At 68.6% G+C, this 17,156-nt stretch carries 17 protein-coding genes and 3 tRNA genes; 13 read left to right on the forward strand and 7 right to left on the reverse strand.

Features of this window, described 5'->3' with window-relative positions:
- Positions 1-22: 22 nt before the first annotated feature.
- Positions 23-466 carry a methylmalonyl-CoA epimerase gene (mce, locus tag FPZ12_RS28985; protein WP_144753248.1) on the forward strand — a complete coding sequence of 148 codons (444 nt, stop codon included), beginning with the start codon at positions 23-25 and terminating at the stop codon, positions 464-466.
- 160 nt (positions 467-626) lie between these two features.
- On the opposite strand, the gene FPZ12_RS28990 is transcribed toward mce, so the two are convergent.
- Entirely contained in the window at positions 627-1,223 is a 597-nt protein-coding gene (locus FPZ12_RS28990) for a TetR/AcrR family transcriptional regulator (protein ID WP_243770086.1), read from the reverse strand.
- A gap of 57 nt (positions 1,224-1,280) precedes the next feature.
- Positions 1,281-1,655: an SPW repeat protein gene (locus FPZ12_RS28995; RefSeq protein ID WP_144753251.1), complete on the reverse strand. Its 375-nt coding sequence runs from the start codon at positions 1,653-1,655 to the stop codon at positions 1,281-1,283.
- Positions 1,656-1,870: 215 nt separating this feature from the next.
- Here FPZ12_RS28995 and ccrA point away from each other — a divergent pair, with 215 nt between their 5' ends.
- Genes ccrA through FPZ12_RS29015 form a run of 4 tightly spaced genes read left to right on the forward strand, consistent with a single transcriptional unit; the run spans position 1,871 to position 5,854 of the window.
- On the forward strand, positions 1,871-3,217 hold the full coding sequence (ccrA, locus tag FPZ12_RS29000; RefSeq protein WP_144753254.1) for a crotonyl-CoA carboxylase/reductase: 1,347 nt from the start codon (positions 1,871-1,873) through the stop codon (positions 3,215-3,217).
- A gap of 35 nt (positions 3,218-3,252) precedes the next feature.
- Positions 3,253-4,398, forward strand: a complete 1,146-nt coding sequence (locus FPZ12_RS29005) for a coiled-coil domain-containing protein (RefSeq protein WP_144753257.1) — start codon at positions 3,253-3,255, stop codon at positions 4,396-4,398.
- A 45-nt stretch (positions 4,399-4,443) separates the two neighbouring features.
- Complete coding sequence (locus tag FPZ12_RS29010; RefSeq protein WP_144753260.1) at positions 4,444-4,893, forward strand: universal stress protein; 450 nt, start codon at positions 4,444-4,446, stop codon at positions 4,891-4,893.
- 7 nt (positions 4,894-4,900) lie between these two features.
- Positions 4,901-5,854, forward strand: a complete 954-nt coding sequence (locus FPZ12_RS29015) for an adenylate/guanylate cyclase domain-containing protein (RefSeq protein WP_144753263.1) — start codon at positions 4,901-4,903, stop codon at positions 5,852-5,854.
- A gap of 594 nt (positions 5,855-6,448) precedes the next feature.
- Here FPZ12_RS29015 and FPZ12_RS29020 read toward each other — a convergent pair.
- The 3 genes from FPZ12_RS29020 to FPZ12_RS29030 form a co-directional block, all read right to left on the reverse strand.
- Positions 6,449-7,690: an aldehyde dehydrogenase family protein gene (locus FPZ12_RS29020; RefSeq protein WP_144753266.1), complete on the reverse strand. Its 1,242-nt coding sequence runs from the start codon at positions 7,688-7,690 to the stop codon at positions 6,449-6,451.
- Between the two features lie 108 nt (positions 7,691-7,798).
- Positions 7,799-8,488 carry a M50 family metallopeptidase gene (locus FPZ12_RS29025; protein ID WP_424923652.1) on the reverse strand — a complete coding sequence of 230 codons (690 nt, stop codon included), beginning with the start codon at positions 8,486-8,488 and terminating at the stop codon, positions 7,799-7,801.
- Positions 8,489-8,611: 123 nt separating this feature from the next.
- Entirely contained in the window at positions 8,612-9,532 is a 921-nt protein-coding gene (locus tag FPZ12_RS29030) for a DNA-3-methyladenine glycosylase family protein (protein WP_144753272.1), read from the reverse strand.
- A 280-nt stretch (positions 9,533-9,812) separates the two neighbouring features.
- Here FPZ12_RS29030 and FPZ12_RS29035 point away from each other — a divergent pair, with 280 nt between their 5' ends.
- The 4 genes from FPZ12_RS29035 to FPZ12_RS29050 all read left to right on the forward strand — a co-directional run bounded on the left by FPZ12_RS29035 (position 9,813) and on the right by FPZ12_RS29050 (position 12,457).
- A complete protein-coding gene (locus FPZ12_RS29035) occupies positions 9,813-10,589 on the forward strand; it encodes a ribosomal RNA small subunit methyltransferase A (RefSeq protein WP_144753275.1) in 777 nt (258 codons plus the stop codon).
- A gap of 81 nt (positions 10,590-10,670) precedes the next feature.
- Positions 10,671-11,606 carry a S1C family serine protease gene (locus tag FPZ12_RS29040; RefSeq protein WP_144753278.1) on the forward strand — a complete coding sequence of 312 codons (936 nt, stop codon included), beginning with the start codon at positions 10,671-10,673 and terminating at the stop codon, positions 11,604-11,606.
- Positions 11,607-11,697: 91 nt separating this feature from the next.
- Positions 11,698-12,303 carry an oligoribonuclease gene (orn, locus tag FPZ12_RS29045; protein WP_144753281.1) on the forward strand — a complete coding sequence of 202 codons (606 nt, stop codon included), beginning with the start codon at positions 11,698-11,700 and terminating at the stop codon, positions 12,301-12,303.
- 78 nt (positions 12,304-12,381) lie between these two features.
- Positions 12,382-12,457: transfer RNA gene (locus FPZ12_RS29050), tRNA-His, on the forward strand.
- A 249-nt stretch (positions 12,458-12,706) separates the two neighbouring features.
- Here the strand turns inward: FPZ12_RS29050 and FPZ12_RS29055 are convergent.
- Together FPZ12_RS29055 and FPZ12_RS29060 are read right to left on the reverse strand one after the other, a co-directional pair.
- Positions 12,707-13,138: a nitroreductase family deazaflavin-dependent oxidoreductase gene (locus FPZ12_RS29055; RefSeq protein WP_144757488.1), complete on the reverse strand. Its 432-nt coding sequence runs from the start codon at positions 13,136-13,138 to the stop codon at positions 12,707-12,709.
- 120 nt (positions 13,139-13,258) lie between these two features.
- Positions 13,259-13,331 (reverse strand) — tRNA-Lys (locus tag FPZ12_RS29060).
- Between the two features lie 129 nt (positions 13,332-13,460).
- Between FPZ12_RS29060 and FPZ12_RS29065 the strand changes: the two genes are divergently transcribed.
- The 4 genes from FPZ12_RS29065 (at position 13,461) to FPZ12_RS29080 (ending at position 17,024) form a co-directional block, all read left to right on the forward strand.
- Positions 13,461-14,678, forward strand: a complete 1,218-nt coding sequence (locus FPZ12_RS29065; protein ID WP_144757487.1) for an MFS transporter — start codon at positions 13,461-13,463, stop codon at positions 14,676-14,678.
- 100 nt (positions 14,679-14,778) lie between these two features.
- A tRNA-Leu gene (locus FPZ12_RS29070) sits at positions 14,779-14,862 on the forward strand.
- A gap of 313 nt (positions 14,863-15,175) precedes the next feature.
- Positions 15,176-16,360 (forward strand): restriction endonuclease, encoded by a 1,185-nt coding sequence (locus FPZ12_RS29075; RefSeq protein ID WP_208026059.1) that lies wholly within the window; start codon positions 15,176-15,178, stop codon positions 16,358-16,360.
- A gap of 73 nt (positions 16,361-16,433) precedes the next feature.
- On the forward strand, positions 16,434-17,024 hold the full coding sequence (locus tag FPZ12_RS29080; protein ID WP_144757486.1) for an FMN-binding negative transcriptional regulator: 591 nt from the start codon (positions 16,434-16,436) through the stop codon (positions 17,022-17,024).
- Positions 17,025-17,156 lie beyond the last annotated feature (132 nt).

Here is a 17,156-nt window from a genome sequence, read left to right on the forward strand (position 1 = left end):
TGAAAGGCCTTATGCTCGGGCCATGAATGACGCGCTGAAGCCGTTCGTGACCACGGTCGACCACGTCGGTATCGCGGTGCCGGATCTCGACGCCGCGATCGACTTCTACGCCACCACCTTCGGCATGAAGGCCACGCACACCGAGGTCAACGAAGAGCAGGGCGTGCGCGAGGCGATGCTGCACGCGCAGGGTGACGAGAACGGTCCCGCCGTCCAGCTGCTCGCGCCGCTGCGCCCGGACTCCACCATCGGGAAGTTCCTGGACACCAAGGGTCCCGGCCTCCAGCAGGTCGCCTACCGGGTCACGGATGTCGAAGAGGCCGCGGAAGCGTTGCGCGCCAAGGGTTTGCGGCTGCTCTACGAAAAGGCCAAGCGGGGCACCGCGAACAGCAGGGTGAACTTCGTGCACCCGAAGGACGCCGGCGGCGTGCTCGTCGAACTGGTCGAGCCCGCCAAGGATCACTAGGGGGTGTCCTCAAAGCCTGGTCGATGGGCTTGGTGATCCAGGTGGTTCCTGGCGGTGCCGGGGATTCTCCCTCGTACCGGGTTGTACTCGGGTGAATCACCGGTGCCCGCCAGGGGCCGCCTGGGCGCCAAGAGCGCGAATGAGGCTTTGAGGACGCCCCCTAGGTCGCCGCGGGCCGGGGCGAGAGCGCGTCGGCGATGAAGTTCAGCTCGCGTTCCATCAGGTCCGGCGGGCCGCCACCGCCGTGCCGCGCCACGGAATGCCGGTAGCTCATCGCCAACGCCAGCAACCCCGCCGCGCTGTCGACGTCCTCCACCGTCACGCCGCTGTCCCCCGCAGCGAGGATCACCGCGCGCACTTGGCGGACCAGACGCTGGAACCGGTTGTTCAGCGCGTCGCGCACCGCGCGGTGCGTGTCGGCCTCACGCCACAACAAATGCGAAAGCATCCGTGACCGCGCCAGCCTGTCGTCGAGCTCGGAGACCAGGCGGCGCAGACTTTCCGCGATGTCGCCGGGAACGACGATGCTCGCCGGGTCGATCTGCTCGTCGGGCAGCCGTTTGATGAGCGCGGTCAGCAGATCGGCCTTGCGCCGGAAGTAGTAGTGCACCAGGCCTTTGGGCACTTCGGCCCGTTCGGCGATGCGCGAGGTGGGCGTGGCGTCGAAGCCCGATTCGGCGAACAACTCCTCAGCGGCCGCGAGGATGCGTTCCTTCGCCGAAGGTTCGTTCTTCTCCGCCACGGTCCACCTCTTCACCTGCCACGCCTGCCCTCAAACGTAACCGAAACGGCCACGCGCGGGCAGGCGCCGGACTCAGTGCTGGCCCGCCATCCTGCCGTGCTCGGCGTTGGCCACCGGCAGCGCGGCCGCGCCGATGACCAAGGTCAGCCCGCCGATGATCCAGGACGACCACGCCGCGCCGTTCATCGCGGTGTAGGTCAGCACCCATGGCGCGATGAACAGCAACGCACCCAGCACGATCTGCACGCCTTCGCCGTACACCAGCCCCGGCATCGCCAGCGACAGCAGACCGTCCAGCGCGATCAGCGCGCCGAGCACGATCATGGTCCACATCGCGGTGTTGTCGGTGTCCACCCACAGGAATGACAGCACCGCCACCACCCCGAGCACGACCTCGGCCCAGTCGTGCGGACGCATCCAGGCACGGGTCGTCGAGGGTTCGGTCATCGTGTTCACCTCCGGAAAAACTCTCGGCTGGGACCGGTTGAACTCGCTGGTCCCACCGCTATGGTGCGCCTTGGTTGGCCGCCCGGTCAATTACCGTTCGATTACGGCACACCGGGATGAACCGGACAGGTGGAGGAAGCCTCGTCACGCCCGCTGGCGAAACTGGTTACTGGCCAGTAATGTCATGGCCTCCAGACCCCCGCAGGGAGGCCGCAATGACGCAAGGGACGATCGACGAGATCCGGGAAGCCGTGCTGACCGGTGACTCCGGCGCGGTCGGTTCGCTCGGGCTCCCCGAGTCGTACCGCGGCGTGACCGTGCACGCGGACGAAGCCGCGATGTTCGACGGCATGCCGAGCGCCGACAAGGACCCCCGGAAATCGCTGCACGTGGACGAAGTCCCGGTGCCCGAACTCGGGCCGGGTGAGGCGCTGGTCGCGGTGATGGCCAGCGCGATCAACTACAACACCGTCTGGACGTCGATCTTCGAACCGCTTTCGACGTTCAAGTTCCTGCAGCGGTACGGAAAACTCTCGCCGCTGTCCCAACGGCACGACCTGCCCTACCACGTGGTCGGCTCGGACGCGGCCGGCGTCGTGCTGCGCACCGGCCCCGGCGTGCACCGCTGGAAGGCGGGCGACGAAGTGGTCGCGCACTGCCTCAACGTCGAGCTCGAAGGCCCGGACGGGCACAACGACACGATGCTCGACACCGAGCAGCGGATCTGGGGCTTCGAGACGAACTTCGGCGGGCTCGCGGAAATCGCGCTGGTGAAAGCGAATCAGCTGATGCCGAAGCCGAAGCACCTCACCTGGGAGGAGGCCGCCTGCCCCGGCCTGGTCAACTCCACGGCCTACCGGCAGCTCGTCTCGCGCAACGGCGCCGACATGAAACAGGGCGACGTGGTGCTGATCTGGGGTGCCTCCGGCGGCCTCGGCTCCTACGCCACCCAGTACGCGCTCAACGGCGGCGCCATCCCGGTGTGCGTCGTGTCCAGCCCGGAAAAGGCCGAGATCTGCCGCAAGCTCGGCGCGGAACTGGTGATCGACCGCAACGCCGAGGGATACCGGTTCTGGAAGGACGAGCACAACCAGGATCCCAAGGAGTGGCAGCGCTTCGGCGCGAAGATCCGCGAGCTCACCGGCGGCGACGACCCGGACATCGTGTTCGAACACCCTGGCCGTGAGACCTTCGGCGCCTCGGTCTACGCCGCGCGCAAGGGCGGCACGATCGTCACCTGCGCGTCGACTTCGGGCTACCTGCACCAGTACGACAACCGGTACCTGTGGATGAACCTCAAGCGGATCATCGGCTCGCATTTCGCGAACTACCGGGAATCGTGGGAAGCCAACCGGTTGATCGCGAAAGGTCTGATCCACCCGACGCTGTCGAAGACGTACGCCATGGCCGAAACCGGGCAAGCCGCGCTCGACGTGCATCGCAACGCGCATCAGGGCAAGGTCGGCGTGCTCTGCCTCGCCCCCGAGGAGGGTCTGGGTGTGCGCGACACGGAAATGCGGGAACGGCACCTTGATCGAATCAACGCGTTCCGGGGCGCCTGAGCGACGTAGTGGCGCACCCTAAGTACTCTGGCCGCATGAGCCTTGGCGACGAACGGGAGCTTGTACCGCTGGGCGCCGGCTTCGACCTGGCGAAGCGCGGCTACGACCGGCATCAGGTGGACGAACACCTGGAGCGGCTGGACGGCGACCTGAAGATGCTCGCCGCCGACCGGGACGCGGCGATCTCGCAGGCGGGCGATCTGGCCAGGCAGCTGGAGGCGTCCCGCGGCGAGATCGACAACCTGCGTGGCCAGGTGGAGCGGCTGGGCCAGCCGCCGACGACCGTGGAAGGGCTTTCCGAGCGGCTCCAGCGCATGCTCCGGCTGGCGCAGGACGAAGCGGCGGACACGCGCGCCCGCGCCGAGGCGGAGGCCGGGCACATCCGGGCGAAGGCGGAGTCCGACGCGAGCGCCATGCGCGCCCGCTACGAGCAGCTGCTTTCCGAGCTCGACGCGCGGCGCAAGGAGATGGAGGCCGAGCACCGCAAGGTCCTGGAGACCGCGCGCGCGGAGGCCGAGAAGATCACCACCGCGGCCAAGGAGGAGCGCGACCGCCTCGACGCGGAGGCCGAGCAGCGGCGCACCCAGGTCGAGGAGGACTTCGAGATCGCGATGGCCGCGCGGCGCACCGAGTCGATGCGCGTGCTGGCCGAGCAGGAGGCCACCAGCAAGGCGGAGGCCGAGCGCCGGGTCCGCGAGGCCACCGACGAGGCCGCGTCGATCCGCGCGAAGGTCGCCGACGAGGAGAAGAAGGCGAAGGCGGAGATCGAGCGTCGTCGCCGCGAATCCCTCGAGGACGCCAACCGCCGCAAGCAGGACTCGATCAACGAGGCCAACGCGCGCCTGGCGGAGGCGACGGCCGAGGCACAGCGCCGGGTCCGCGAAGCCACCGAGGAGTCGAACAAAAGGATCAACGCGGCGGCGGACCGGGTCGAGTCGCTGCGCAAGCTGCGTGAGGGCATCGCCGAGCAGGTCAAGGCCGCCAAGGCGGTGCTCAGCGAGGCCACGTCGGTGCTGGGTGAAGGGATGTCCGCGGAGGAGCCGAAGCCCACTCCGAAGGCCGCGCCCAAACCCTCCCCGAAGCCGGCCCCGTCGGACGCTCCGACAGCGCCGGCACGCCCCAAGGTGACCGTGGAAAAGAGTCACCCGAACGGGGCTGCGAGCAAACCGACTGACGAGTAACCTAACCGACCACGCGGCTCACGCGTACCTGTCGGAAGGACTCGGATGGCGGCTTACCACACTGTTGTCGTAGGTACGGATGGCTCTGACTCGTCGTTCCGCGCGGTCGACCGCGCGGCGGCGGTGTCAGCGGACTCGGGCGCCCGGCTCGTGATCGTCTGCGCCTACTACCCGGCCAGTGAAAAGGACGTCGAGAAGGCGCAGGACGCGCTGCGCGACGAGGCGTACCAGGTCGTCGGCTCGGCCCCGGCCGAGGACACGCTGCTTTCGGCCCGTGACAGGGCGGCCAAGGTCGGCGCGTCGAACATCGAAACGCTGGCGATCGTCGGCGAGCCGGTGGAGACGCTGCGGAAGGTCGTCGCGGACCGGTCGGCGGACCTGCTGGTGGTCGGCAACCGCGGGCTGAACACGATCACCGGGCGGATCCTGGGCTCGGTGCCGTCCGAGGCCGCGCGCAAATCGGGCGTCGACGTGCTGATCGTGCACACGACCTGAGGCGCGGGTGGATCAGGAGCGGCTCGAACGCATTCTGCTCGGCGGCGAGCGCCGCTACACCCGGCTCGAGGTCGCGGAGAAGACGGGCGTCCCGATCGAACGCGCGACGCGGCTGTGGCGGGCCCTCGGGTTCGCCACCGTCGACGACGACGCGGTGGTGTTCACCGATGCCGACGTCGAGGCCGTGCGGACGGCGGATCAGCTGATCTCGTCCGGGCTGCTCGACGCCACGCTCGAGGTGCCGGTGACCAGGGCGCTGGGCCAGCACCTTTCGCGGCTGGCCGAGTGGCAGGTGCACATGCTGTGGACCCTGATCACCGAAAACGAGGGTCTCGGCCAGGATGACGGCCAGATCGAGCGGCTCGTCGACGTGCTGGTGCCGGAGTTGCAGAAGGTCCAGGACTTCGTGTGGCGGCGGCATTTGGCGGCCTTCGCGGGGCGGGCATTGGCTTCGCCGGAGGAGGATCTCGAGGCGCGGACCGAGGTGGCCGGGTTCGTCGACATGGTCGGCTACACCCGGCTCACCCGGCGCATCAACGAGGCCGAGCTGAGCCAGGTGCTGGAGCGCTTCGAGGCGCTGGCGACGGAAGCCGTGGCCGAGCACCATGGGCGCATCGTGAAGATGATCGGGGACGAGGTGCTCTTCGTCGCCGACGAGCCCGTCGACGCCGCCGAGATCGCCTTGGCGCTGACCGAACGCACCAGCAGCGACGAAAGCCTGCCCGAGGTCCGCGCCGGACTGGCTTCGGGCCGGATTCTGAGCAGGTTCGGTGACGTCTATGGGTCGGTGGTGAATCTGGCCGCGCGGCTCACCTCGATCGCCCGCCCCGGCACGATCTTGATCGACCGCGAACTGGCCGGTGAGCTGGCGAAGAACAAGGGATATTCGGTGCGCCCCCGGCGCCCCGCGAGCGTGCGTGGCTACGCGCGCCTTCGTTCGTTCGCCCTGCGCCGGGCCTGAGCCGTTTCGTGCTGTGGCTCCTCTGCGCCTGCGGGCGAGGAGGAGCCACAGCCACGAGGCCCTAGTGCCGGCGGCGCTCGCACTTCACGCAGTGCTCCGTGGAGCAGTTGCCGCAGGAGCAGTTACCCGGCTTCTCCGCCATGACCCACAACCCTTCGTGTTTCGTCGATCGAATCGGTGTCGTCCTTCTCGAACGCACTCCAAGTCGCGCCCGACCTGCCGGGAGTTCCGGCGATCACCGAATCGGATGACCCCCATGCCCCAGCGCGGCGCGGCAACACGTACCTTGTGCGGCACGCCCGGGGCAGGCCGTAGGCCCGATCCGGCGGGGGCCTGACCACAACGTTTCGGAAGAGTTTTATGCGGACAGTCCTCATCTTCGTACGCGGCCTGATCGCGCTGCTGACCTACCGCCGCGACCGGCACGAACCAAAACTCCGCTCCGTGGACGACTAGCGAGCCTAGGGCTTGTGAGGGAGGCGCGGGGCTGGGCACGCGAGGGGCGGGCATACGCCAGGCCGATCCAAGCCGGGCGCCCGGCACGCGCGCGCCCTCAGCCCGGTTCGATTCCCTCGCCGGTCCAAGCCCTTCCGGTCAGCCCGCGTCGGGCAGTACGGCGTACTGCCTGACGTACAAGTCCGTGTACGTGACCGGACCGCGGGGTCCGGGCACCTTGTCCAGGTTGATGCCCGTCTCCGGGACGGCCAGCAGCTTGAACCCGTCGAGCAGGCGGGTCGGCGCGTTCCAGAAGACGCCGGTGCCGGTGTAGCCGTCGAAGAAGGCTTCAGCGGCTGCGTTGTCCTCCGTCGTGATGCCGGCGGCCAGGCCCGACGTCTCTTCGTTGGCGATGCGCACGGCCTCGTCGAGCGACTCGACCTTCGCGACCGTCACGGTGGCCTCACGGTCAGAGTCCAGCGCCCACTCGTAGCCGATGGCGTGCTCGTGCGGGGCAAGCGACGGCGCCACACCTCGCTCACCGAGCGCCTCGGTGACCAGCGGCCACACGTCGTCGTACACCTCGGCGTGGATCAGCAGGAGGTTCAGCCTGTTGCAAACGCCCAGCCTGTCAAGGCTGTCGTGCACCAGCGAGCGGGCCTTCTCCTTGTCCGCGGCCTTGTCGACGTAGAGCACTCCGCCGCCGTCCGCGTGCGCCAGCGTCCGCACGCCGTGCGTGGCCGCCTCCGTCGCCAATGCGCGCGTGCTTTCGCCACTGCCGCGCAGGATCACCAGCGGTACTAGCGAAGGCAGCTGCACGAGCGCCGCCGCGGCTTCACGCTCGACGCGCGGGACCAGCTGGATCACGTCCGCGTCGATACCGGCCTCCGCGAGCGCAGGCGCGATCACCACGTCGAGCAGCCGCTGCGCCGAACCGAGCGCGGCGGAACCCGTGCGCAGCACACCGCCGTTGCGCGACTTGACCAGCTGCGAAGCCACGTCCACGGTCACGTTCGGCCGTGCCTCGTAGTTCGCGCCGATCACGCCGACCGGCCGCCGCCGCTCCACCAGCCGCAGCCCGCCGTCCAAAGTGGACACCGGAACCGACCGCTCCTGATGCGGTGCGCCCGCCAGCAGCCGGAGCTGCTCGGCCATCCCGGTGAGGCGCTCCTCGGTGATGGTGAGCCTGTCCAGCAGACCCGCGCTCATCCCCTCTTCGCGCGCCTTCGCGACGTCAGCCCTGTTCGCCTCCAGCACGGCTTCCCGGCTTTCGAGCAACCGGTCCGCCATCCCGTTCAGCGCGGCGTCGATCGCGCTCTCCGGCGCCGTGGCCAGTGACGGGGCCGCCCGCTTGGCCGCCCGTGCGCATTCCTCTACCGCCTTGGCCACCTCGTCGGACACAGCCGTTCCTTCCGTCTCACCCGGGTTCGGGACGGGCCGCCCACCCTGCGGCGAGGGACAGCCCGGCACGCTCGATCGCGCGTCCCTTCAGTGTGCCGTACGAGCAGCTCAGGGTTGTAGCGCGGGCTCGAGCAACCACGCTCCCCCGATCACGAGGCACGTCACCCCGAGCACGCCGAGGATCAGCAGCCACAACGCGCCCGGCACGCCGGTGAGCCTGGCCAGCTGGTCGGCATCGGAGTCGCGCGCCGCGCCCCGCCGTCGTTTGAGCTGCAGCTCGAACACCGGCCGGATGCCGCCGAACAGCAGGAACCACGTGATGAGGTACACGAACCACGACTGCACCTCGGGCCCGGCCACCAACGCCACCACGCCCAGCCCGACCGCGGTCAGCACCACGGACAGGACGCCATAAGCGTTGCGCACCATCACGAGCACGCCCAGCAGCAACACCGCGGCGACCCCGAGCAGCACGGTGACCCGGTTCGCCGCCACCAGCGCGGCGAACGCCAGCCCCAGCACGCCCGGCGCCGGGTACCCGGCCAGCGACGTCAGCACCATGCCGGGCCCGGTGGGCTTGCCCCGGGACACCGTGACGCCGGACGTGTCGGAATGCAGCTGGATGCCCTGCAGCCGACGCCCCACCAGCAACGCGATCAACGCGTGCCCGGCCTCGTGCACGATCGTGATGACGTTGCGGGCCAACCGCCACGGCGATCCGGAGAGCACCAGCAGCAGGGCGACCCCACCGGTCACGAACGGCACCCAGACCGTCGGGTCGGGCTGTGCGCCGAAGATCCCCGAAGGCGAGACGGAGTCAGTCGTGTCCGCGAGAAGCACGCGCGCACTTCACCACATCGGCTGTCTGCTTTCTGTCACCACCCCCATCCGGTTCACAGGCCATCACAGTGCGCACATCCCTCACAGCTCGCGATTGCGCGGCTCGGGCACCGGCTCCGCCTCCCGTCTCGTCCTCAGCAGCAGCGCGACCCAGCTCCGGAACGGCCGCCAGCCCTCCGCTATCTCCGCCAGCTCGGCCACGCTCGCCTCCGGGACGCCGTAGCTCTGCCGCATCTGGTCGTGCAGGCGTTGCTCGTTGGCGGGGAACACATCCGGATGCCCCGCGCCGCGCACGAGGATCAGCTCCGCCGAGAACGGGCCGATGCCGGGCAGCCGCTGCAACTGCCGCAACGCTTCGGGCGCCTCCAGCTCGCGAAGGCTCTCCGCGTCGAGTAGACCGTCCCTCGCCGCGCGCGCCACCGCGCGCAGTCTGTCCATCTTCACTTCCGCCAGCCCGGGTAATCGGGGCATCGCCAGCAGCTGCTCCGGCGCCGGGAACGAGGCCAGTTTCTTGCCCGCCACCTCGATCGCGACTCCGTGCTCTTCGGCGAGGCGCTGTTTGATGCGGGCCGCCTGCGTCATCCGGATGCGGTTGCCGATGATCGTCCAGGCGGCGGCCTCGTACGGCGAGTGGAACAGCACCGGCCGCAAACCCGGATACTCCGCACTTGCCGCCCGGACGACCGGATCACCTTGCGCCACAAGGGAAAACCCGGCCCCGTCGACATCCAGCGAAAGGATTCGCCGGACCTGCCGCACCGCGGTTTCCGGCGAACCGTGCGCGATCTCCACCTCGACTTGGCCTGGCGCTCGCTGCCTTATCAGCACACCCGCGTGCTCCCAGCTGCGCTCTACCGGGAACGCGAGCCGCAGCGCGCCGGACTCCTCCGCCGCGTCAGGACGGGCGGCCGGCGTGAACCCTTCGAGGAACCGCGCGGACGCCGTGAGGCTGAACTCCCCGCGCGCTTCGAGCACCGCGGGCTGGTGAATCGTGCTGGTCATCGGGCATCTCCCCCTTGATCGGACTGACTGCTGAAGACCCTAGCGGCACCCACCGACAATTCCGGGCGAGCGGAAAACCGGTTGCCCCCGTTGCTAGCTTCGGATGCATGGGAACCTTGTGCCAGCCCTGCTTCGCGGCCCGCCGCCCCTGGGCGCGGGCCGTCTGAACGCAGCGGCTGCCCGCCTTTCGCGCTGACCCGACAGGTCAGCGGTTCCCGCACGTCTTCGCCCAGTCGCTGCGTCATGAGCCCGTTTTCCCATCTCATGACGTGGAGTCCCCATGCCAACGGCACCTCGTGCCCAGCGGTCCTCCGGTGTGCATTTCCTTGCCACGCCGGGGATCGCGGCCCAGCTCGTCCAGTCCTGCCCGGTCGGCGCACACGATCTCGTCCTCGAGTTCGGCGCCGGACAGGGCGCCATCACCACCCATCTCGTGGAAACCGGCGCGCGGATCGTCGCGATCGAGCGCGATCCGGAGTTCGCCCGTGTCCTGTGCGCCCGGTTCGCCGGTAGCGAAAACCTGAAGATCGTCCAGGCCGATATCCGGGATTTCTCCTTGCCTGACCGACACTTCGCGGTGGTGGCGAGCATTCCCTACGCACTCTCGACAACACTGTTCCGTCGATTGCTCGACCCACAACGCACCAGGCTCCGGCGCGCCGCGCTCATCGTCGAATGGGGTTTCGCCAAACGCGTAACCGCCGCCGCGCCAAGGGATCCGGGGCTGGCGTGGTGGGCCGCACGGTTCGACATCCGGCTCGTTCGCCGCATCCAGGCGGAGTACTTCCGACCACGACCACGGGTCGATTCGGCGCTGCTGACACTCGAACGGCGGCACACCCGCAGCGACCGTGCACTGTGGACATTACTGGAGAACGCCTACCGGACACCGGCGGTCCGCGCCGGGAAGCTCGCACCAGGCAACCTCCGTGCCGCCGGGATCGAGCCCGGCCGCCCCGCCGGAACCGTTGCGCCACAACGGTGGGCGGCGCTGGCCGACCAGCTGGCCGACGACCGGGCGCTGCACTGGCCACCGTTGCCGAGGAGGTTTCGCTGAGATTTCTCAGGTAATTCTTCTCAGCTGATTCCGGGGTTGTTCCACAGGTTTCTCACAACTACCGGGGCCAATCTCAGTGCCATGAGCGAGAACGACGTCCGGCCGGGCCACACGGGTGGATACCAGCCGCAGCAGGGCTACCACTACCCGTACTACCCCCAGCAGGCCGCGCCGGTGCTCACCCCGCCACGGCCACCGCGCCGCAAGGGCGGAAAGGTGGCCGTTCTGGTCACCGCCACCGCCGTCGCGGCCGCTGTGGTCGGCGGCGCGAGCGGAGCCGCCATCGTCGGCTTCGACGGCAGTTCCGCCAACAGCACCGCGTCGACGGCCACCGCGACGACGGTCTCCGGCACGACCAGCACGGACGTCAGTGCCGTGGCGGCGAAGGTGCTGCCCAGCGTCGTCCAGGTGAACGTGACGACCACGAGCGGCGAGGCCATCGGCTCGGGCGTAATCCTCAGCGCCGACGGGAAAATCCTCACCAACGCGCACGTCGTCTCCGGCGCCCGCAGCGTCACGATCACCCTGACCGACGGCACGAAATACCAGGCGCAGGTGCTCGGCTCGGACACCACCGCCGACATCGCGGTACTGCAGGCACAGGGCGCCAGCGGACTCACCGCCGCCACCCTCGGCGACTCCAGCCAGCTGAAGGTGGGCCAGGAAGTCGTGGCGATCGGCTCGCCGGGCGGGCTGCAGAACACCGTCACCTCCGGCATCATCAGCGCGCTCAACCGCAACCTTTCCGACATCGGCACCGGCGACGACCAAGGCTCCTCGCCCTACGGCCAGACAGCCGAAAGCACCAGCGATTCGCCCAGCTACACCGCGATCCAGACCGACGCCGCGATCAACCAGGGCAACTCCGGCGGCGCGCTCGTCAACACCGCGGGCGAGGTCATCGGCATCAACTCCGCGATGTACAGCCCGTCCGGATCCAGCGGATCCGTCGGCATCGGCTTCGCCATCCCGATCAACGACGCCAAGACGATCGTGAGCCAGATCGAGAACGACTGAGCCGGCAGGGGGACGGAACGGGCCGCGGTCGGGGCGGCCCGTTCCGCTGTGTCGGTCGGAAGGCGGCGTGGCGGCGCGTTAGGGTCAACGGGTGACCGACCGTCTTGTCTGGATCGACTGCGAGATGACGGGGCTCGACCTCGCCAAAGACGCACTGATCGAAATCGCCGTCCTGGTGACCGATGCCGAGCTCAACATCATCGGCGATGGTCTCGACCTCGTCATCCACGCCGAGGACGAGCTGCTCGCCACCATGCCCGACGTGGTCCGCGACATGCACGCCCGCTCCGGGCTCACCGAAGAGGTCCGCCGCTCCACGGTCACGCTCGCCGAAGCCGAACGCCGCGTGCTCGACTACGTGCGCGAACTCGTGCCGGAAGCCAGGAGCGCCCCGCTCGCCGGCAACTCCATCGGCACCGACCGCGGCTTCATCGCCCGCGACATGCCGGCGCTCGACGCCCACCTGCACTACCGCATGGTCGACGTGTCATCGGTCAAGGAACTCGTGCGGCGCTGGTACCCGCGCGTCTACTACGCCAAGCCGGAGAAGGGCCTCGCCCACCGCGCGCTCGCCGACATCCGCGAATCCATCAGCGAGCTGGCCTACTACCGGCGCACCGCGTTCGTCCCCCAACCCGGCCCGACCAGCGACGAAGCCCGCGCGGCCGCCGCCGAAGTGCAGCAACGACAGCAGTGAACAACCCGCTTCGAGGCGCCGGAATCGGCACGCTACGATAAGTCAGCCGAGGGCGACCGGATACCGGCTCCTCGCATGGTGGGTGTAGCTCAGTTGGTAGAGCACCTGGTTGTGGTCCAGGAAGTCGCGGGTTCAAGTCCCGTCACTCACCCCATGGCCCCACCGTGGTCGCCGCGTTCGCGGCTTCCATCGGTGGGGTTCGTTGTTTTGTCGGGGGGCCGAGCCCCCCGTGCCCCCGCGGTGCGTGCTCCGCGGCACTGGCGGGGGGCGAGTGGGGTGGGGACTAGCCCCGAAGCGGAGTGTAGGGATCGAAGCTGGGCGTCGGGGCGAAGCTGGGCGTGGGGTGGCGCGGTAGGTGCCCCAAGCCTGCGCTGGCAGGAGTGGGGCACCTGACCGGGAGCTGCTATTTGGGGTCCAGGACAAAAACCGGGATCTGACGGGTCGTTTTGGTCTGGTATTCGGCATAGGACGGGAACACCGCCACGGACCGGTCCCACCACACCGCGCGCTCCTCGCCGGAGACCTCGCGCGCCACGTAGGTCTTGGTCACGGTCCCGTCCTGCAACGAAACCTCCGGATAAGCCTTGATGTTGTGGTACCACACCGGGTTCTCCGGCGCCCCGCCCTTCGACGCGACCACCGCGTAGCTCCCGTCATGCTCCACGCGCATCACCGGCGTGTAGCGGAGCTTGCCGGACTTCGCGCCCCGCAACGTCAGCAGCACGATCGGCACACCGAGCACCTCGACACCCTCGGTCGTCCCCGACTGCAGAATCTTCTCGGTCTGCTCACTGACCCAGCCCGTCGGACTGAGACTCACCTTCTCATCGCTCACACTTCGGGGAACCTCCCGAACTTTGCCCCTATTCCAGGTCTCCGGTCTCGCCGGTCAGTCCATCGGTGGCTCGCCTGGGGGTGAAAAAACAAAACCCCAGGCCGTTGACCTGGGGTGATGTGCGCCATCAGGGACTCGAACCCCGAACCCGCTGATTAAGAGTCAGCTGCTCTGCCAGTTGAGCTAATGGCGCGGATGTCTGCCGGAGGTTTCCCTCGGCGACGGAAAAAAGATTAGCACGCCCCAGGACCCCCGCTCACAGAGGGTCCCCAACCGGCATCGGCGCAGGTCGGCCACGGCCGCTGAGGCATGATGGCGCGACGTGGCCGAAGAGTTCCGATTGCGCTCCGTCGCCGCGGTGGCCTATGGGCCGGCGACCCTGTTCGGGCTCGCCGAGGGGGCCATCCTTCCCGTCATCGCGCTGAGCGCGATCGACCGCGGCGCGACGACGGCGATCGCCGCGCTGGTCGGGGCGCTGATCGGGATCGGATCGCTGGTCACGAACATCCCGGCAGGCGTGCTCGCGACCCGCGTCGGGGAGCGCAGGTCGATGCTGCTGGCGGCGGCCGTCACGGTGGCCGGGCTGGTGATCTGCCTCGTGCAGGCGGGCAGCGGGCCGTGGGCGCTGGTGCTCTACGGCGCCGGGGTGCTGCTGATCGGGATGGCGAGCTCGGTCTACAGCCTCGCCCGGCAGACCTACCTCACCGAGATGGTCCCACCCCACATGCGCGCCCGCGCGCTCTCGACACTCGGTGGGACGATGCGCGTCGGGTTGTTCGCGGGGCCGTTCGCGGGGGCCGGGGCGATGCACCTGTGGGGGTTGCCGGGCGCTTACTGCGTGGGCTTGGTGGCGATCGCCGCCGCGGCTGTGCTCGTGTACCGGGCGCCGGAACTCGAACTCACCGCGGAACACCGTGCCGCGGCTGCCTCCATCACCACGCGCGACATGATCAAGCGCCGCTGGCGGACGTACGTCACGCTGGGGAGCGGCGTCCTGCTGCTGTCGGCGATCCGGCAGGCCCGGCAGACGGTCATCCCGCTCTGGGCGGCGCATCTCGGGCTGTCGCCCACGACCAGTTCGATCATCTACGGCGTCGCGGGCGCGATCGACGCGCTCACCTTCTACCCGGCGGGGAAGGTGATGGACCGCTACGGCCGGCGGTGGGTCGCCGTCCCGTCGACGATCGTGCTGGGCGCGTCGTTCGTGCTGATGCCGCTGACCGGCGGCGCGGTGTCGCTCGCGCTCGCCGGAATGGTGATGGGGTTCGGCAACGGGATCGGCTCGGGCATCGTGATGACGCTCGGCGCCGACGTCTCCCCGGCCATCGGGCGCCCGACGCACATCGGCATCTGGAACGAACTCGCCGACATCGGCACGGGCATCGGGCCGGTGATCCTCTCCGCGGTGACGGCGCTGGCCGGGCTGGGGCCCGGGATCATCGTCAGCGGCGTCGTCGGCTTCGGCGCGGCCGCCACGCTGTGGACCTACATCCCCCGCTCCGGCGCGCTCCGCCAGGCACGAGCCGAGTGCCACGACTGAGGCGGCTGTGGCCCCGGAAACCCGGTGGCCACAAGGGAAGCGACACACCGCCCGGCCGCGGTCCCGGGCGTTTGCGGCACGGTATACACTGGACCCCCGAGTCCGGGTGGCGGAATGGCAGACGCGCTAGCTTGAGGTGCTAGTGCCCTTAACGGGCGTGGGGGTTCAAGTCCCCCTCCGGACACACATGCACACGAGAGCAGGCTGTCGCATAGACAGCCTGCTCTTTTGGTTTGCAATGAAGTTCCGCCTTCGCACGCGCGGCTGAGTCCGGCGCTTCGCGACTTCTAGTCGGCCGCCCCTCTCACTACATCTGCGCACCGGCGCCGCCTTGTCCTTGCATGGTAGAACTGTCAACATCTTGATAGTTGCAGGTGCTGACAGAAGGCTTGCACCGCGTGCGCAGGGGCGCACGCGTCGGCAACCAGCCCACCTGCTCGTTTGAGAGGGGGCCAGACCTGTCTCAGCCAGCGACGCCAGGAGCACCTGCGCCGACGGTGGCATTCACAGCTCTCCGCACAGCGGACCTGCTCGTCGACGGTTACTACCCCGGCGGTTCCAGCGGGCACGCCGGCGATGACCCGATTGCGAAATTGCTGCCCGGCGTGGGTAACCAGGGCGGTTTCCGGTATGTGGGGTCCCAGCGCGAGGGCGACGTGCGCCTAGCCGTCCTCTACACGACCGGCGATCAGCCGGACTGGCCGGATAGCCTCGATCTGCAGACCGGCTTGTTCACCTACTACGGCGACAACCGCGCTGCCGGTCGGGAGCTGCACAACACGAGCCGCCGCGGCAATCTGTTGCTCCGCGATGTTTTCAGCGATTCGCACGGCACGCCCGAGCAACGAAAGAAAGTACCTCCGTTCCTGCTGTTCGAGAAAGCCACCACCCAGGGCCGTGGCGTCCGATTTCGCGGGCTACTCGCACCAGGCGGACCTGCACTAACCCCCGACGACGAACTGCAGGCAATCTGGCGCACGACCGGCAGAGAGCGTTTTCAGAATTACCGGGCCCGGTTCACCGTCCTGGACTGTGCCACCGTGCCGCGGACCTGGATCCAGGGCGTGTCCGCCGGTCTCGACCCACTCGCTGGCGACTGTCCCCGTGAATGGGCTTCCTGGGTCCGCGGACGCGCAGATCTGCCATTGACGGCACCAGCGACAACGCTGATCCGCAGCCGGGAGGAACAAACACCTCAAGACGCACAGGGTCGAGAGATCCTGTCTGCCATTCGTGCGCATTTCGAGGACCGCGAACACGACTTCGAAGCCTGTGCAGTGGCACTCTGGCGCTTGATTGCCCCAAATACAGGGCGCTGCGAGGTCACCCGACCCAGCCGCGACGGCGGCCGCGACGCGGTCGGCCAGTATCACCTCGGACCCGTCGCCGACCGGATTTCCATCGACTTCGCACTCGAAGCGAAATGCTATGGCGTGGACAACTCGGTAGGCGTTCGAGAGGGGAGCCGGCTCATCTCCCGGCTCCGCCACCGCCATTTCGGCGTGCTCGTAACGACGTCCTACTTCAACAGCCAGCTTCAACGCGAGATTCGAGACGACCAGCACCCTGTCGCTCTGGTCTGCGGTCGCGACATCACTGATCTCCTTCGTCAACACGGGTATTCGACCGTTCCCGCGGTCAAGACGTGGCTGGAAGAGCAGTTCCCGGCCAGCCAGGCATGATGAACTAGCTCGACCGCGGACGGTAACGTGCGACCAGTGGACGTAGCGAGCAAACCCGCGGGAAACCGCTGTCATGCATGAGTTCGAGCCGTACCGGCCGGCGGGGCCGGGGGACGAGGCCGAGTTGGTGCGGCGCAACCCCTTCGCGCTGGTGGTCAGTGGGGGTGAGCCGCCCGTGGCGACGCATACGCCGGTCATCTTGCCTGGTCCGGCGCTCGACGGAGCGACGTTGCTGGGGCACATGGCGCGCGCCAACCCGCACTGGCGTGCGTTCGGGCGTGAGTTGCTCGTGGTGTTCTCCGGGCCGCACGGGTACGTCTCCCCGACCGCGTACGGCTACAACCCGGCGGTCCCGACGTGGAACTACGCCGCGGTGCACGTGACCGGGCCGGTCGAGGTGATCACCGACCGGGACGAGACCCTCGATGTGGTCGAGAAGACCGTCCTCGCCGCTGAGGCGCCGCGCGATCCCGCTTGGGACCCGACATCTTCGCGCGAGCAGTTCCGCGCGATCGTCGACGGAGTGGTCGCTTTCCGGGTCCACGTAAGGGAAGTCCGCAGCAACTTCAAGTTCAGCCAGGACAAACCCGAGGACGTGCGCGCCCGCGTGCGCGAAGACCAGCGGGCGCACGGCGACGGCGCGGCGGCCGACTTCATCTCTTAGAGGTTCGGGGGCGTCCTGGTCGCATGCCGCATCACGGCTTTCGCGGTGACGAGCGGGGGTAGCAGGCGCATCGCGGTGTTGCGGGAAAAGCTTACCGCGCCAACGGCTTCCGACTTCGCGCAGCACATGGTG

Origin of the sequence: Amycolatopsis acidicola (assembly GCF_007713735.2) — a bacterium.
GTDB classification, from domain to species: Bacteria; Actinomycetota; Actinomycetes; order Mycobacteriales; family Pseudonocardiaceae; genus Amycolatopsis_E; species Amycolatopsis_E acidicola.

What these genes read in the sequence shown, in the direction of transcription:
- FPZ12_RS29010 (WP_144753260.1), top strand. Translation starts at nt 4,444, where the DNA reads ATGGCGGCTTACCACACTGTTGTCGTAGGTACGGATGGCTCTGACTCG.
- FPZ12_RS28995 (WP_144753251.1), bottom strand. Translation starts at nt 1,655, where the DNA reads ATGACCGAACCCTCGACGACCCGTGCCTGGATGCGTCCGCACGACTGG.
- FPZ12_RS29035 (WP_144753275.1), top strand. Translation starts at nt 9,813, where the DNA reads ATGCCAACGGCACCTCGTGCCCAGCGGTCCTCCGGTGTGCATTTCCTT.
- FPZ12_RS29040 (WP_144753278.1), top strand. Translation starts at nt 10,671, where the DNA reads ATGAGCGAGAACGACGTCCGGCCGGGCCACACGGGTGGATACCAGCCG.
- FPZ12_RS29080 (WP_144757486.1), top strand. Translation starts at nt 16,434, where the DNA reads ATGCATGAGTTCGAGCCGTACCGGCCGGCGGGGCCGGGGGACGAGGCC.
- FPZ12_RS29005 (WP_144753257.1), top strand. Translation starts at nt 3,253, where the DNA reads ATGAGCCTTGGCGACGAACGGGAGCTTGTACCGCTGGGCGCCGGCTTC.
- ccrA (WP_144753254.1), top strand. Translation starts at nt 1,871, where the DNA reads ATGACGCAAGGGACGATCGACGAGATCCGGGAAGCCGTGCTGACCGGT.
- FPZ12_RS29030 (WP_144753272.1), bottom strand. Translation starts at nt 9,532, where the DNA reads ATGACCAGCACGATTCACCAGCCCGCGGTGCTCGAAGCGCGCGGGGAG.
- mce (WP_144753248.1), top strand. Translation starts at nt 23, where the DNA reads ATGAATGACGCGCTGAAGCCGTTCGTGACCACGGTCGACCACGTCGGT.